Here is a 16044-nt window from a genome sequence, read left to right on the forward strand (position 1 = left end):
ACTGCCATAAGCACGCTGATAGTTACGGTAACCCAAACGGGGTCAGGCTTCAGCAGCTGGGGCCCTAATCCGCGCAAAGGAATCCCTACTGTAACCATTCGGTACCCCGGCAGGGATGGATGGGTTTCCCGGGGTCCGGCCGTCCGGCGGCTCCTGTCGGGGCGCCGCGGCCGGGCCTACAGTGGAGGCGTGACCAACTTGGAAGTTTCGCCCCAGCAGGAAGTTTGCCCGCCCGCCCCGGAAAGAGGGATGTCCGGCCCCTGCCTGCAGCTGTGGCCCGAACGCGAAGTACCCCTGGGCGGGGTCCGCGCCATGAACGTCAAGCGCACGCTGCCCCAGCGCGGCCTTCCCACGATCGGGGCCTGGTGCTTCCTGGACAGTTTCGGCCCGGACCGGACGGCGATGTCCGTCCTTCCCCACCCCCACATCGGGCTGCAGACGGTCACGTGGCCGCTGGCGGGGCATATCCGCCACCGGGACAGCGTGGGCAGCGACGTGGTGGTGCGTCCCGGGGAGCTGAACATCATGACAGCCGGCCACGGCGTCTCGCACTCCGAGTTCGCTGTGCTTCCTGCCGACGGCGGGGAGTTGCCGGTGCAACGGGGCCTGCAGCTGTGGGTCGCACTTCCTGGCGGGGACCGGCACCGGGAACCGGCATTTGAGCAGCACCGCGAGCTGCCACGCGCCGCCGGACCGGGCTTTACGGTAACGGTCATGGTGGGCGAGTTTGCCGGGGTGGCCTCCCCCGCAACAGTGTTTTCGCCGATCGTCGGCGCGGACATTTCGTGCGAAGGGGAGGCGGCGCTGCCGTTGAACCCCGGCTTTGAGCACGGCATCCTGGTGCTCGACGGCGGCCTGGCGGTGGATGGGCAGGACCTGCCGGCGGGGCCGCTGGGCTACCTCGGCACCGGCCGCAGCGAATTGAGGGTGGCGGCACTGCCCGGTACGAGGTTCCTGTTGATTGGCGGTGAGCCGTTCGCCGAGGAACTGCTGATGTGGTGGAACTTTGTGGGCCGCACGCATGATGAAGTGGAAAAGGCGAGGGACGATTGGGAGGCGCAGGCCGGCCTGCCGGACGCTGAAACAGCAGCGGCCCGCTACGGCCTGGTCCCGGGACACGGGCCGGATGCCGGGGCGGAAGCCGGACGCATCCCGGCTCCCCCGCTCCCTGGCGTCCGGCTGACGCCGAGGAAGCGTTCCGTGGGCTAAGCGGGTTCTGCCACCAACTGCAGCACTCCGAATACCGGTTCCTGATCCAGCACCCTGACGTCCGTGACCCCGGTTTCGGCGAGGTGCCGGCGGAAGGACTCCTGCAGGGGTGCCACATTCATGCCCAGCCCGCCGCCCAGGATCACCGGACCTTTGATCTTCAAGAGGCCCAGCACCTGGCCGGCCAAGGCAGCGAGGTCCTGCCCGGCCTGGTCCAACAACGTTGCGCTGTCCCGGTGCCCGGCAGCCGCGGCTTCCACGACGTGCCTGGCCTGCTGCGCCCAGAAGCGCCTCCCGGTGTCCGGTGAGTGGAACAAGGCGATGAGCTTGTTGGGATGGTCCAGCCCGCAGGACACCAGGAGTGCCTCCGTGAGCTGGTCGACGGGCAGCCCCTGGTTCATCCTGCGCAGGCTGTGCCGCACCGCTTCCCTGCCCAGCCAGTAGCCGCTGCCTTCATCCCCCAGCAGGTAGCCCCAGCCGCCGGCCCTGGCCTCACCGCCGTCGGCATTGCGTCCCCAGGCGGCCGAGCCGGTGCCCGCAATGACCGCCACGCCCGTGGTGGCGCGTCCCGCGGCCAGCAGGAGGCGGGAGTCATGGACAACGGTGACACGTGCTCCGGGGGCAAGGGGCTGGATCAGTGCGGCGAGGGCGGCGGCGTCCTCGTCGGTATCGATTCCGCCGGATCCCGCGTACACCCGGTCCACGGGTCCTCCGCCGATCCTGGCGAAAAGGTCCGCGAGGTTGCGTGCGGCCTGCTCCCGGCTGACATTCTGGACGTTCGAGCTTCCGGCCGATTCGTCGGCCACGGGGACACCGCCCTCGAAACGGATACCGTGCGTTTTGGTGCCGCCGATGTCCAGCCCGATCGTGATGCCGTGCAATGGACTGGCCGGGGAACCTGCCGCTTGGTCAAACGGAGCGGCAGGGGGCTTCTGGGTGTTTGTCACGTCACAAGGGTACTTGCCTCGTGCTGTTTGGTGCCCTGGCCCCGGGCCCCGGAAGCCAGCCCGCCGCCGTCGGGCGCTTTCTCCGCTCAGCGTTCTGCCCTGGTGACCAGCCCGGCCAGCAGTCCGGCGCCCTGCCCCACCACCATCTCCCGGAAAAGCCGGGCAGGGACCGGTTCGCTCTCCGGTTTCCGGCGGCGCCAGCTCACGCCGACTTCCCGGAAGGCGAGCGGCGAGTCCAGCGGAAGTTCCACCCACCCCAGGTCCCCCGTTTCAGGACGCGGATTCCGGCCGGGGGCATCGCCGCCGGGCGGGAGGATACTGACGCCAAGGCCCGCGGAAACCAGCCCCCGGACGGTATGGGAATCCTGGCTTTCGAAGGCGATCCGCGGGCGGAAGCCGGCCTCGCGGAAAAGTGCATCCGTGAGGGAACGCAGCCCGTAGCCGGGCCCGAGCACCACGACGGGTTCCGTTCGGATGTCGGCCAGCCGGGCCATCCGCTGCCGGGCGAGCGGATGGGCGTGATGCACCACCAGGCGCAGCGGCTCGCGGTACAGGGGTGCGGAGTCCAGGTTCTTGCCCGGGGGCGCAACGGGTGCCGTGAGGGCGAGGTCCGCCTCCCCCGCTGACAACTCATCCAGGCAGGTGTCGCGGGCCCCCTGGCTGAGGCGGAATCCAGTCCCGGGATGCCGTGCCCGGAAGGCACTGATCAGCAGCGGCAGGGTGGCCTCGCCAAAGGTGTGCTGGAAAGACACCGATATTGTGCCCCTGACCACCTCGGATTCATTGCGCACCAGGTCCAGTCCGGCCTGGAACTCTGCGAGCGCCTGCTCGATGTAGGGCAGCAGTGTGCGGGCGGCAGGAGTCAGACGGACACCGCGTCCGTCCCTGACCAGGAGGTCGGTGCCGACGGCGGCGCTGGCCCTCGCCAGCGCCCGGCTCACCGTTGACTGGGGTACTCCGAGCAGTTCCGCCGTTTCCGTCACGTGCTCGGTCCGGCCCAGCTCTGCAAGCACCGGCAGCAGCGGGAGCAACTGCGCCAGTTGTTTCCGGTCCGGCTCCATCGGCAGTTCCTTCCAGGCAAAAACAATCAACATTTGCTATCACTTTGGCATAAAGCATGCATTGGAGGCATTCATCTACCGGGACTACGCTGGCTGGATGCCTCAGAACGCAAGCGCCGGAACTGATGCGTCGCCTCTCTGGACCGGCCACGCCAAGGGATCCAGGGCGTACGGGCGGATCCTTGCCGGCCTGTCCTGCGCGGGCGTGGCCACCTTTGCCCAGCTCTATTCCACCCAGGCGGTCCTCCCCCTCCTGGCCGCGGACCTGCGCATCACGGCCGCCGAGGCCGCCCTCACCATTTCGCTCGCGACCGTCGGCCTGGCTGCCACGGTGATCCCGTGGTCCTTCCTGGCGGACAGGATCGGCCGGGTCAAGGCGATGATGTGGGGTATCACCGCGGCCACCGTCCTGGGCCTGCTGGTGCCGATGGCCAGCAGCTTCACCATGCTGCTGGCGCTGCGGCTCCTCGAGGGAATGGCCCTGGGCGGCATTCCCGCCATCGCCATTGCCTACCTCAACGAGGAAGTCAGCAAAGCCCACGCAGCCGTTGCCGCGGGAAGCTATGTCGCCGGCACCACACTGGGAGGACTGTCCGGGCGGCTGGTCGCGGGGCCGGTCGGGGAGATCTGGGGGTGGCGGTCGGCAGCCCTGGCCGTGTCCCTCCTGGCGACGGTTGCCGCCGTCGCCTTCCTTGTCCTGGTACCGCGGGCCCGGGGGTTCCTCCCGGCCCAGGCCTCCGGCTTCCGCAGTGCGGTCCGGACTCTCGGCGGACACTTGCGGAACGTCAGGCTGCTGGCCCTGTACGCGCAGGCCTTCCTGATGATGGGCGGATTCGTGGCCGTCTACAACTACCTGGGCTTCCGGTTGTCCGGTGCACCGTTTGGACTTCCGGCCACGGTCATCAGCCTGATCTTCCTGGCCTACCTGTCCGGAACCTTCTCCTCCCGCTGGGCCGCGGGCATGACCACCAGGTACGGCCGCCGGAACGTGCTGCTGGCAGGACTGGCGCTTGCCCTGGCAGGACTTGCCCTGACCCTCACCCAGTCCCTGGTCCTGATCCTGGCCGGGCTTGTGGTGTTTACCGGCGGCTTCTTCGCCGCCCACAGCATCGGCTCCGGTTGGACGGGCGCCATCGCCAGGACCGGACGGGCGCAGGCGGCGTCACTGTACAACCTCGCCTACTACCTCGGCTCCAGCCTGCTGGGCTGGGCCGGCGGCCTGGTCTTCCAGGCCTGGGGGTGGAACGCCCTTGCGGGAGCGGTCATGGTCCTGGCGTGCCTGACTGCGGCAACTGTCGCCGTCGTCCATCCCGGGACAGAGCACACACCCTGACGCCGTAACCTGCCGGCGAATTAACCGGTTACGAGCAGCCCCCGGGGTGTCAGGATGTTCGGCAGGACGCGCTTCTGCTGCGCAGCTCGCGGCGATTCTGCGGTCTAGGATGAACTAGGACCGCTTGGAAGGAACCGCAGTGAGTACGAATGCAAGGAACACCAGGCCCGGGGCGCACCTGGAGCCGCTGGACGCCATCGACGAGCGTCTCCTCGCGGCCCTGGTGGCGGATGCCAGGATTTCGAACAAACAGCTCGCCGAGATGGTGGGAATCGCCCCCTCCACAGCCCTGATGCGCACCCGTGCCCTTTCGGAGCGTGGCATCGTCCAGGGTTACGAGGCGAAGCTGAGCCTGTCAGCCATCGGCAGGTCCGTGCAGGCACTGGTGGCTGTTCGGCTCCGCGCCCACGACCGCGACCAGATCGACCGCTTCACCGCCCGGGTGCCGCACCTGCCCGCAGTTCTTTCCACATTCCACACCTCAGGTTCGGTCGACTACCTGCTGCACATCGCCGTCGGGAGCACCGAAGACCTGCGGGACTGGGTCCTGGACAACCTGGCCACCGACCCTGTGGTGGGCCACACCGAAACCACCCTCGTCTTCGAACACATCCAGGGCAACCACGGACCACTTCCGGACTAGCACCCGGGGCGGCCGGGGCCGTTCAGGAAACCTTCCGCCGTGCCGATTGCACCAGCGTCACGGCTGCAAGTCCCAAGGCCGCCCCGCCGCAGAGCAGGACGAAGCCCTGCACGGCCGCTGCCATCCCAAACGCCGCGCTGGCCCAGCCCAGCCCCAGGACGGGGACTGCGCTTCCCAGGTAGGTGATCACATAGACGGTGCTGATGATCTGCGCATGGCGGGCCGGTTCCACGCGGGCCGCCACATCGTTAAAGACGGTCCGGAACGCCAGCCCCTGCCCCACCCCGGCGGCGACGGCGGCGCTGACCAGCATCATGGGACTGTGCCAGGCCCCTGCGGCACCCAGCAGCATGACAGAGACGCCCAGGACCGCCAGGCCAGCCGGTACCGTCCGCCGGCCGTGCACGGTCACCAACTGGCTAAGGGCCGACGCACCGAGCGGCAGGCCCGCGAGGACGCCGATCAGTGGCCGGGAGTCGGTGCCCAGGACCTGTGCGAAATAACCCGGGGCCAGTGAGAGTGAGAAGCCGAACACGGCGAAGCTGAGGAAGCCGACGCCGGATGCCAGCCAAAAGGGGCCCCTCGCCTGCCGCGACACGGAGGGCCGGCGGGGCGCCAGGGCATGCAGCGGCCGGGACACCGCGGGAACCATGATGGCCGGGCGGGCACGGATCAGGTACAGCGGCACCAGCAGCCCGGCCATCAGCAGGGAATGGACGGCATAAGGTGCCGTGGTGGCTCCGGGAAGCAGCGACAGCAGGCCGCCGATCACGGGTCCCGCCGCCACTCCCCCGGACGAGGCCAGCAGCGTAAAGCGCGAAGCCCACTCTGGCCGGGACGGAAGCAACTCCCGCAGGGCGGCCGCGCTGGCTCCTGTGGCAAGCGCAACTGCCGCGCCCTGAAGTGCCCGGCCGGCGCACAGTGCGGCCAGCGAGTGGGCTTCGGCAAAGATCCAGCCGCCCGCCAGTCCCGTCAGCACGGCGACCAGGAGGGCCGCCCGGCGGCCGATGTGGTCCGACCAGTGCCCGGCCAGGAGCAGTGTTCCCACCAGCGCCAGGACGTAGCTGGCGAACGCTGCGGTCACCTCCAGGCTGGACAGTCCCAGGTTGGCCTGGAGCAGCGGATACAGCGGGGTGGCGAGGTTGGCGCCCACCAGGAGCATGAAGATCACCGCGCCGGAGATCACCAGCCGCGCAGTGGTGGAGGCATTCCAACCGCGGGGCATGGCTGTCGCCGGACGCATGCGCAATTCGCTGAAGACCGTCATTTGTGCCGCCTTAGGGGTTCGCCGCGGCGGGTGGTCCTTGTGGGAGCCCGGCGCGGATACAACTGTGTTGGTTCAAGAGTGCGGCAGTGCTGAGTAATTCATCCAATAACAGGTGGATAATTGAGCAATATAGTCAACATGGGCATCCCTGGATGATGGAGAGTGACGTTCTTGAACAAATTGGACCCCACCGATTTGAGGATTCTGCTGGCGCTCATCAGGGATCCCCGGATCCAGATCGGAGAGCTCAGCGATTCCCTGGGCATCGCCCGCAACACGGCGCAGTCGCGTGTGCGGCGCCTCCTCCGCGCCGGCGTACTGCGGCCGGGCGGCCGCGAGGTTGACCTTGAGGCGGTGGGTTACGACGTCGTGGCGTTCGTGACCATCGAAGTTTCCCACCGCGAGCTCGACGGCGTCGTGGGGGCGCTGCGCCTCATTCCGCAGGTTCTGGAAGTCCACGAAATTTCCGGCCGCGGGGACGTCTGGTGCCGGGTGGTAGCCACCGATACCCACAACCTGCAGTCCTCCCTGCGGCAGGTCCTGAGGATCAAGGGGGTCATCCGGACAGAAACCGTCCTGGCCCTGCACACCCACATCCCGTACCGGACCGAACCCCTCATCAGCGGTCTCAGCAGTGCCGCCGCCCCGGCTAGGATTTCCTGAATGACCATCATCGATAACGCCGTCTACGTCAACGGCGTCCGCCACGCGGAGCCCGAAAGCCTTGAACAGACCTTCGAGACCCTCGCCAGGCACGGAGGTATGGCCTGGATCGGGCTGTACCGGCCCACCGCGGAAGAGATGACCGCCGTCGCCAACGAATTCGGGCTTCACGCCCTGGCAGTGGAGGACGCCGTGTCGGCCCACCAGCGCCCCAAGCTTGAACGGTACGACGACAACCTCTTCACCGTCCTGCGGCCCGCAAGGTACCTGGACGTGGATGAGACGGTGGAATTCGGCGAGCTGCACGTCTTCACCGGGAAGAACTTCGTCGTGACCGTCCGGCACGCGGAAACGGCAGGCGTGGCCCGGGTGCGGCAGCGGCTGGAGGCACGGCCGGACCTGCTCCAGCACGGGCCGGAAGCGGTTCTGTACGCCCTGCTGGACCGTGTGGTGGACGACTACGCTCCGGTGGTGGCCGGACTGGAAAACGATATTGACGAGATCGAGGACCAACTGTTCAGCGGCGATTCCTCGGTGTCGCGCCGGATCTACGAACTGGCGCGGGAAGTAATCCAGTTCCAGCGTGCCATCCATCCCCTGCCGGAGATGCTGGACCAACTGAAGAAAGGCTTCGAGAAGTACGGGGTGGAAACCGAACTGCGGCACAACCTCCGCGACGTTGAGGACCACGTGGAGCGGGTGATCTCCCGGGCCGACTCGTTCCGGGACTTGCTGCAGAACGCCCTGACCCTGGACGGAACCCTGACCGCCAACCGGCAGAACGACGCCAGCGCCGAGCAGAACGAACAGGTCAAGAAGATCTCATCCTGGGCAGCAATCCTGTTTGCGCCGTCCTTCGTCGCCGGCATCTACGGGATGAACTTCGACAACATGCCCGAACTCCACTGGGCCGCGGGCTATCCCTACGCCTTGATCCTCATGGTTGCGGCCGGGGCCCTCATGTACGGAATCTTCAAGAAGAAGGGCTGGATCTAGGGCCGGATGTCCCGGTGCCGGAACATCCAGCCCGGGGTCTAACCGGCGCCGCTCAGGCGGCCACTCCGGCGCCCCGGACGCTCTTTGCCCGGGCCGGCCGGCCCGCGGCCAGCGCAACCCGGGCGTTGCCCGCGGCGTTGACGATGGCAGCAACAACCAGGAACGCAACCAGCACCTGTGCGGTGGAAACAAACACCGTCGCCCACCCGCCGTCGAGCGTTGGATCGAGGAAGTCGTAGACGTACCACCCGTCGAGACCCCCGCGGATCCAGGAGAACGCCAGGAAGGCCACGGGGTAGCCCAGCCATGCCAAGGGCCGCCACCACGTCCCGCGCACGGTCCTGGTGACCAGGAGCCAATCGAGCGCGGTCACCAGCGGAGCAAGGCGGTGGTGGACCATTTGGGGCCAGTACAGGTCCCAGCTCCACCAAGGCTCACCCGGCGGAGCCACCAGCACAACGTAGATAATCCCCGTCATCACCAGGTACAGGACCAGAGCGCCGAAAAGGTGGTCCCACCACAGTGGCAGCCGGCTCCGTGGCCGGACACCCGAAAGTATCAAAACGAGCCCTAAGGCAAGGTTCCCCTGCACGGTGAACTCCGAGAACAGTTGGGCAACATCCACATCGTTACCGGGAAGGGTGGCGTCAAAGGTCTTCTGGACCAGCGCTGCGAGCACGAAAATCCCGACGGCGATGCGCACGGCCCGGATCCAGGGGCGGTCAGGGTGCAGGGCACGGTTGGCGGCTGTGTTCCTGCGGACGGGCGGAAGAAACTCCCCGGGACCGGATGCGGATTCTCTGCGGCTCATGGGGAAAGCATGGTGCGGCCTGCCGCCGGCGGGCTAGGGTCTTTTGGCCGCCCGGGCCACCCGCGTGCCGGACTGAAAGTTCCCGGTCCGGCAGGCGGATGTTGCTCAGGCGTTCGTTTTGCGCTTCAGCCAGCCCCAGACGCCGGTGGCGACGAACAGGACCAGGCCGATGATGGCGAGCCAGATGAGGCCTTTGACGACGAAGCCGACGATGGACAGGATGAGCCAGATGACCAGAAGGCCGATGATGATTCCCATGGACCCACTCTAGGCCGCCAAATTTCCCCTGCCCCTCATCAGGCGCCGCGTTTTGCGCAGGAGGTTGTCCGATCTCACGGGCCGTTCGCCTCTCGACAAGGTCCCGCCGCGGGCTTAACGTGGCCTCGCCAAATTCCCACAACGATAACAGAGGTGTGTGAAATGGGAACACAGGAGGACGTCGCACTGGTGCGGCGCGGCTATGAAGCATTCATCGCGGGCGATATGGACACGCTCAGGGGGCTGTTCACCGATGACGCCGTCTGGCATACCAGCGGAACCGGCGGCCTTTCGGGAGACAAGAAGGGCGTCGGGGAGATCCTGGCCTACTTCGGTGAGCTGTTCTCCCGGTCCCAGGGGTCGCTCAAGCTCACCCTGGATGATGTTGCCGCTGGCGACAGATACACGGTCGGAGTGCAGTCCAACCACGCCGAGCGCGATGGCAGGTCGCTGGACCAGCGGTCGGTCATCGTCTTCACCATCTCCGGCGGCAAGGTGGCTGAAGCCCTGGAAATCGCAGAGGACACTGCCCAGGCATCCCAATTCTGGTCCTGAGACTTCGCCGGGCTGGGACACCGCCACGGTCCATCACCGCTGACAAACAGTGGAGCTAAGGAGATTCGAACTCCTGACCTCTTCGATGCGAACGTCGAATCACGCCGGTTCACGCCTGTTCACGGCTCGTGCCCCGCATCAGCGGATCCGCGGCATTTCCCACCAAGGGAAGGGACGCCGCATACCGGCGCTTCACGCCCGTTCACGGCCAAAGTGTTATGCAAAGTGTTATTCGCTTCCGCCTGCAAGAAGTGACACCCGTGGTCCGGGCAGCGGCATAGACCCCTTTATGAACGAACCTGACGTAGTGAGAAACGGGTCCTCCTGGATGCCGTCGGAATTGATAACACGGGACGAAGCGGCAGCGTATTTGCGCCGGTCTCCCGGCACGCTGGCCAACTGGGCGGCACAACGAAAGGGCCCGGTCTACTACCGGCAACTGGACGGCGCCGTGGTCTACGCCGTCGAAGATGTGGCCGAGTGGTTGTCTGCCCAGCGCATACTGCCGAGGGCAGCATAATGGCCAATCACCAGACCCGCCCCGGTTCATGGGGAAAAATACCTCCGGCCACGAGACAACCCGACGGTCGGTACCTGGCCAGTGGACGCTACAAGCCCTTGGACGGCACGAAACTCGTCCAGCGAACGCGAACGGGCACGACGGCACGCAAGGCCGAGGACGCGCTTCTCGCGGTCTTTCAAGCTATGGCTGCCGACGACGAAGTTCGGAACAAGGCCGCCGAAACCACCCCGTCCACGAAGATAAGCAACGAGGGGCATGTTCTGTTTTCCGAGGTTGTGGAGAACTGGATCTCGTATATCGATTCCGGCGGCCTCGGCCTGCGAATCAGTACGGCCTACGAGTACACCCGCATGGCGAGGGCCGACATTGTTCCTGCGCTGGGGGCTCTCAGGCTTATCGACATCGACATCAGAACCTGCGCCGAGTTCCTGCACGGCATCGTGGACGGCGGCCGCTACTACGCCAAAGCTGAACATAACCGTGTCGTCCTCTCAAACATCCTCACTTGGTGCGCCGGCCGGGGGCTGATTCCCGGGAACCCGGTCAGGCAGGTCGCATCGTTGCCGAGGCCTCGCAAAAAACCTGTCCTCATTGTCGAAAAGGAGGACATGGCTGGCGTTCTGGCTGCAGTCCGAAAGCACGGAGAAGAACAACTGCAGGTCACCCGACCGGGGCCTCGACAGAACCTGGACATCCCCGACGGCGTGGAACTGCTGCTCGCCACGGGGATGAGGATCTCAGAGCTCCTTGCACTGAGATGGGAAGACGTCTATATCGATCAACAGGACGACGGCTCCTACTGGGTACAGATCAACGGCAAGGTTGGATGGGAGCAAGGACGCCCCATGCTCCGCCATGACTACATCAAGACAGGCGTCAAGAAGCTCGATCTTCGCATCAGCCCGGACGTGGCAGCAATGCTTCGTGCCAGGAGAGCTAACGAACGGCGCACAAATCCCAACGGCGCGATATTTCCGGCTCGGGGCGGCGCCTGGATGCAGCTGAACAACTTTCGTCGCCGATGGCGCAAAGTTCGACAGGAGTTGGACATCGCCTACGACCTCCCTAATGAGGAGGAAGGAGCCAGGGGAAGGAAGCAGGAACGCCGGCAGTCCTGCAACATTGCGACCGCAACGCCCCACACGTTCCGACGCTCTGTAGGAACCTTCCTGGGCGAAACAGTTTCAATCGACGTAGCAGCCCAGCAGCTGGGCCACAAGCGGACTGCTGTCACCATTCGTTCCTATCTGCGAGAGCGGCAGGAGGCACCGGACAGCAGCGGGCATCTGGCCAGGGTCATGTACAAGCGCAGCTAGCTTTGCCGAACCGTACGCGTCGCGGCAGCGCTCACGCCGTGGAGTGGGCAGGCGGTGCCGCGTTCTCCTCTGTCGCCTGCTTCGGTCACGGTTGGGCACCTTACGGGGCAATCGCGGCCAGGTGCAGTAGTTTTGTCAGCGAAGGGCCACGGGACGAGATGAAAGGTACGCAAAAGCTAATGAGCCAGCCAGATCCGGGGTGGGCGTCTCGCCTTGTCGTTTTCCAGCCCCGGCGGCCGTCCCGCAACGGAAAGCCGTCACAGGTCGCACTCGTGTGGGGGAACACCATCGAAGAGTTGCAAATTATCCCCCGCGGCGGCTGGCCGATCGGGTTCTTCTGATGCTCGCCGTGGCGCTGTCTGCGCTCAAGTCCTTGGGTGAGTGCTTCAAGGAGATCTGGCGACGGGCACCCCAACCCGAAGTCGCCGATGCGGCGACAAAGTTATTATCGTTGACGCCCCGATACGAGGCGGACAAGCACGAGGTTTATTTCAAGGCGCTCGACGCCGCCCTGCAGGACAATGCGGTACTGAATGTTGCCCTCACGGGTAGCTACGGGGTTGGCAAAAGCAGCATCTTGGAAGAGCTTGCACGGCGCCACGCGCGGGAAGTCATCCGGATCTCGCTGTCTACCTTGGGATTGCCCGAGGAAACGATAGCACCAGCAAACGAGGCCGCGACCTCGACCACGAAGACGAACCGGATTCAGAAGGAGATCTTCAAGCAGCTGCTCTTCAGTCAGGAGCCGGGAAGGATGCCGGGTTCGCGGTATCGCCGCATCACGAGTTTTAGGCTGCTGCGCGAAATTCGCCTTGCCGCGCTGGTAGCTGTGCCGGTCACACTGGCGTTCTACCTGACCGGCTGGACGGAGTCGCTGTCGAAGCTCGTCATTCTGCCCTCGGAGTGGCACCTGCTGGTCCACGCCATCCTATTCGTTTCAGCAGCGCTGGTCATCCTCGGGTTCCGCTTCGTATTCCACAACCGCATTCAGATCGACAAGATTTCGGCAGGATCCGCGACTATCTCCTTGTCGACAACCTCCGGGACCTACTTCGACGAGTACCTCGATGAGATTGTGTACTTCTTCGAGGTGGTCAATCGCAACATCGTCATTTTCGAGGACATCGACCGGTTCGACGATGCCCATATCTTCGAGACGCTACGGTCACTGAACAGCATCCTTAACGGAGCCAGGCAGCTCAAGGGCCGACGGATCCGGTTCGTTTACGCCATCAAGGACAGCATCTTTGACGAGCTCGGAACCCGCGCCGCTAAGGAAGAGTTGGATGACGACGGCAAGCAGCCGAAGTCCGCAGGTTCGGAGGACGCAGCGGAGACGAGGAAGAAGCGCGAACTCGCGACGCCACTGCCGAGCTCCGACCGGGCCCAGGACTCGGCGGAGGCCCAGGTGGCGCGCGCCAACCGGACGAAGTTCTTCGACCTCGTTATCCCTGTCGTTCCGTTCATCACGCACCGGAGCGCCCGCGACCTGCTCGTCGAAACGATGAAAGACATCAAGCCGGGAGTCTCCACCGACCTCATCGACCTGACGGCCCGGCACGTCGCCGACATGCGGCTCATCAAGAACATCCGCAATGAATTCGTGGTTTTTAAGCAGCTGGTCATCGACACGGGCACCTTGGAGCTCGACGCGGACAAGCTTTTCGCGATGATGCTCTACAAGAGCACCCACCTGACAGACTTCGAACAGATCAAGCTCGGCAAGAGCAACCTCGACAAGCTCTACCGCGACGGCCGTGAGCTCGTCGACGCCAATGTGAAGGCACGGAATACCCAGATCGCGCGTGCCCGCAGTGAAAGGGCGAAAGCTCGGATCAGCGCTGAGCGCAGTGAGAACCTAGCCGGCGCTCTCGTGGAATACGTCAAACTGACCCTCTGGGGGCAGGGCCAAAGCATCCGGTCGTACGGGCTTGATGGAGACCTGTTCACGGAGGCGTCGCTCCGGAAACCTGAGTTTTGGGAAGCACTCTCTGCAAGCGACGCGCTACGCGTCACATACGCCAACTTCAATGGGTACGAACGGACGCTCGATCTCACGCGGGCACAGATCGAGGAAGCCGTCGAGGAACCGCTGAACAGCAGGCAATGGGCCGAGGCCGAACGAGCACGACTCGACGGCGAAACCCAGCAGGCCCTAGGAGACCGCGGGTTCCTCGTACACGCGGACATGAGCGACCTAATGTCCCGTGCCGAGTTTGTCCTGAAGCGAGGTGAAGAGAGCCTCTCGTTCCAACAGCTAGCTGAGAAGCACCTCACGTCCGAGCTCGCAACCCAACTCGTGGCTGCGGGCTACATTGACAAGAACTTCACCCTTTACACTTCTACGTTCTACGGTGAGCGCATCAGCGCCAACGCAACCAACTTCATTCTGAAGGTCATCGACCCAAATGTGCCCGACATGTTCTTCACGCTCACTGCGGAGGACGTCGATGCCATCATCCGCGAAAAGGGTAAGGGGCTTCTCCGCGAGAGGGCCTCATTTAACATCAACATCCTTGACCGGATACTGGTGAACAACGCCGAAGCTGTGGGGATTCTCGCCGGTCGCCTGATGACGGACGGCGGGGAAGGACGTGAGTTCCTTCTCGCCTACCTCGAGGACGGGCGCGACCCTGCGGCCCTTGTCGGCATCCTGACGGAGAAATGGCCCAACATCTTCACCGTGCTGATTGAGGATGAGGAGCTCGACCAGGAGAAAGCGCTCCATCTTGTCAACGTCGCACTACTGTCGCTGAACAACGACGTTGATTACATTGTCACCGATGCCGCGCGCGACTATATCATCGACAACTATGCTGACTTCGCAGCGTTTACCGCCGGCGACACGACTCAAGAAGCGGCCGACCGCGTCGCCGAACTCGTCAGGAAGGCCGGTGTGAGGCTCCCCCTGCTCCGCCCGCTCAGCGCAGAGATTCTGCCTGCGATCGTGGCGAATCGAAGCTACCATCTCACCCGCGAGAATCTGCAGACGGCACTGGGCGAAGCTGGCCACTCGTTGAATCTCGACGCAATCGCCAAAGCAAATGGCGCGGTCTACGGGCGTTTGCTCGAGGATCTCTCCGGTTACCTAACAGCACTCCACGATCAGGAACCCACCGTGGTCAATCCTGACAAGTTCATCGCCACCCTCCAGGACGTCAGCGAGGCGGACGAAGACCAACTTCCGGCTATCATCTCCAGGGCAGTCCCAGGCTGCCGAGTGGACGAGCTGGACAGCGTTCCGAAAGCAGCGTGGCGGTCACTTGCTGAAGGTCAGCGCTTCCCCGCCATATTCACAAACATCGCCGCATACATTTCCGCGCTGGGACTGGACCGTTCCATCGCGCAGCTACTGGGAGATGCCGGGAAGATCGACGTCGGAGACGACGCGGATGAGCCCGCCAAGTTGGAGTTAGCGTTGACGATTCTCCGCGCCATGAGCGAGATCCCATCAGCCCAGTTCCGAGCTGAACTGGTTCACGGGCTCTCACTCGAGAGCCCGATCGCGGCATCGGAGATCCCCGCTGAGTCCGGGGAGCTTGTCGGCCATCTCATCGCTCAGGACGTAGTCGCTGACGATGCCACTACCTTCTCCATCATCAAGCAGACAGACGTCGCAGGGCTTGCCTTCGCGATCAGCAAGTCGAGGGCTTTTGTGGAATTCATGACAGTGGCAGAGGTGGCGCCCCGGTGCGTCGGCGCACTGATCGACAGCCCGGTTGTTCCCGCTCGGGTCAAGGACGCCATCGTCGACCGGTTCGGCGAGTTCACGTCCGAGGCTTCGGCTACCGCCCTCGCCTCCGTCGCGAGCTACGCCCTTGATAGACACATGGCAATCGACATGCAGGATGTCGTCCGCCTTGCTGATGAGGGGGTCCGCGAAGACATCGTCGTCCCGCATCTCGAGCCGCATCTTCCATCCCTGGATCTCCCCTCGCTCACCACTGTTTTAGATGCTCTGGGCGGGAAGTATGCAGATCTTACGGCAGCCAACGGCAAGCATCCCCGTATCGCAAATACTGCGGCCAACCAGGCCTTAGCCGATCGTCTTTATTCGCTCGGCGTTGTGAGCTCCGTGGATCATCTCGGAGTTGATCTCAAGGTCAACATGCGGCAGAAACCCCAAGACCTCCTCTGAGCAGCTCAAGCATCCGAGACAGACGGCGGTGAGTGCTTCCGCTTCCAATGTGCGGATCGCCGCGGAGCAGTCAAAGATAACACTGAGGGCATCCACGCTGACGCTCGCTGTAACCTGGCGGTGGCTGGAGGTGGTGGAAATGTACCGCTGGTTGTTTCGCTGCCAGCCGCATCGACGAACCTGAACCCGCGTCAAACTTGTGGATCTAGGTTCCTCCGGAGGCGCATTCAATGAATGTGCTTCTCGCTGGCAGATAGCGTGAGTTGGTACTCGTGTTCCGGGTTGTTGGTATTGCTGTTCCGGTGAGTTGGTACTGTCGTGGTT

14 protein-coding genes are annotated in these 16044 nt (G+C 64.5%); 9 read left to right on the forward strand and 5 right to left on the reverse strand.

Going from position 1 to position 16044, the window contains the following annotated elements:
* Positions 1 to 189: 189 nt before the first annotated feature.
* Positions 190 to 1209, forward strand: coding sequence for a pirin family protein (locus PV772_RS08870; RefSeq protein ID WP_347885904.1), 1020 nt, complete (start codon positions 190 to 192; stop codon positions 1207 to 1209).
* On the opposite strand, the gene PV772_RS08875 is transcribed toward PV772_RS08870, so the two are convergent.
* On the reverse strand, positions 1206 to 2156 hold the full coding sequence (locus tag PV772_RS08875) for a BadF/BadG/BcrA/BcrD ATPase family protein (RefSeq protein WP_347885905.1): 951 nt from the start codon (positions 2154 to 2156) through the stop codon (positions 1206 to 1208). The two genes, PV772_RS08870 and PV772_RS08875, sit on opposite strands and share 4 nt — an antisense overlap.
* 86 nt (positions 2157 to 2242) lie before the next feature.
* Positions 2243 to 3217: a LysR family transcriptional regulator gene (locus PV772_RS08880; protein ID WP_347885913.1), complete on the reverse strand. Its 975-nt coding sequence runs from the start codon at positions 3215 to 3217 to the stop codon at positions 2243 to 2245.
* 97 nt (positions 3218 to 3314) lie between these two features.
* On the opposite strand from PV772_RS08880, the gene PV772_RS08885 reads away from it, so the two are divergent.
* Complete coding sequence (locus PV772_RS08885) at positions 3315 to 4550, forward strand: MFS transporter (protein ID WP_347885906.1); 1236 nt, start codon at positions 3315 to 3317, stop codon at positions 4548 to 4550.
* A gap of 139 nt (positions 4551 to 4689) precedes the next feature.
* Positions 4690 to 5193 carry an Lrp/AsnC family transcriptional regulator gene (locus PV772_RS08890; RefSeq protein WP_026265760.1) on the forward strand — a complete coding sequence of 168 codons (504 nt, stop codon included), beginning with the start codon at positions 4690 to 4692 and terminating at the stop codon, positions 5191 to 5193.
* A gap of 22 nt (positions 5194 to 5215) precedes the next feature.
* On the opposite strand, the gene PV772_RS08895 is transcribed toward PV772_RS08890, so the two are convergent.
* Positions 5216 to 6460 (reverse strand): MFS transporter, encoded by a 1245-nt coding sequence (locus PV772_RS08895; RefSeq protein ID WP_141159855.1) that lies wholly within the window; start codon positions 6458 to 6460, stop codon positions 5216 to 5218.
* Positions 6461 to 6631: 171 nt separating this feature from the next.
* Here PV772_RS08895 and PV772_RS08900 point away from each other — a divergent pair, with 171 nt between their 5' ends.
* A complete protein-coding gene (locus PV772_RS08900; protein ID WP_210411212.1) occupies positions 6632 to 7123 on the forward strand; it encodes an Lrp/AsnC family transcriptional regulator in 492 nt (163 codons plus the stop codon).
* Positions 7124 to 8119, forward strand: coding sequence for a magnesium/cobalt transporter CorA (corA, locus tag PV772_RS08905; protein ID WP_347885907.1), 996 nt, complete (start codon positions 7124 to 7126; stop codon positions 8117 to 8119).
* Between the two features lie 52 nt (positions 8120 to 8171).
* On the opposite strand, the gene PV772_RS08910 is transcribed toward corA, so the two are convergent.
* Both PV772_RS08910 and PV772_RS08915 read right to left on the reverse strand, forming a co-directional pair.
* Positions 8172 to 8930: a Pr6Pr family membrane protein gene (locus tag PV772_RS08910; RefSeq protein WP_347885908.1), complete on the reverse strand. Its 759-nt coding sequence runs from the start codon at positions 8928 to 8930 to the stop codon at positions 8172 to 8174.
* A gap of 105 nt (positions 8931 to 9035) precedes the next feature.
* Entirely contained in the window at positions 9036 to 9188 is a 153-nt protein-coding gene (locus PV772_RS08915; RefSeq protein ID WP_141159851.1) for an LPXTG cell wall anchor domain-containing protein, read from the reverse strand.
* A gap of 162 nt (positions 9189 to 9350) precedes the next feature.
* On the opposite strand from PV772_RS08915, the gene PV772_RS08920 reads away from it, so the two are divergent.
* The 4 genes from PV772_RS08920 to PV772_RS08935 all read left to right on the forward strand — a co-directional run bounded on the left by PV772_RS08920 (position 9351) and on the right by PV772_RS08935 (position 15720).
* A complete protein-coding gene (locus PV772_RS08920; protein WP_168223155.1) occupies positions 9351 to 9743 on the forward strand; it encodes a nuclear transport factor 2 family protein in 393 nt (130 codons plus the stop codon).
* A 289-nt stretch (positions 9744 to 10032) separates the two neighbouring features.
* On the forward strand, positions 10033 to 10263 hold the full coding sequence (locus PV772_RS08925) for a helix-turn-helix domain-containing protein (RefSeq protein ID WP_347885909.1): 231 nt from the start codon (positions 10033 to 10035) through the stop codon (positions 10261 to 10263).
* Positions 10264 to 10361: 98 nt separating this feature from the next.
* Positions 10362 to 11582: a tyrosine-type recombinase/integrase gene (locus PV772_RS08930; RefSeq protein WP_347885910.1), complete on the forward strand. Its 1221-nt coding sequence runs from the start codon at positions 10362 to 10364 to the stop codon at positions 11580 to 11582.
* Positions 11583 to 11922: 340 nt separating this feature from the next.
* Positions 11923 to 15720: a hypothetical protein gene (locus PV772_RS08935; protein WP_347885911.1), complete on the forward strand. Its 3798-nt coding sequence runs from the start codon at positions 11923 to 11925 to the stop codon at positions 15718 to 15720.
* The last annotated feature ends 324 nt before the right edge of the window (positions 15721 to 16044 follow it).

The organism is Pseudarthrobacter sp. CC12, from assembly GCF_039907755.1.
GTDB lineage: Bacteria > Actinomycetota > Actinomycetes > Actinomycetales > Micrococcaceae > Arthrobacter > Arthrobacter niigatensis.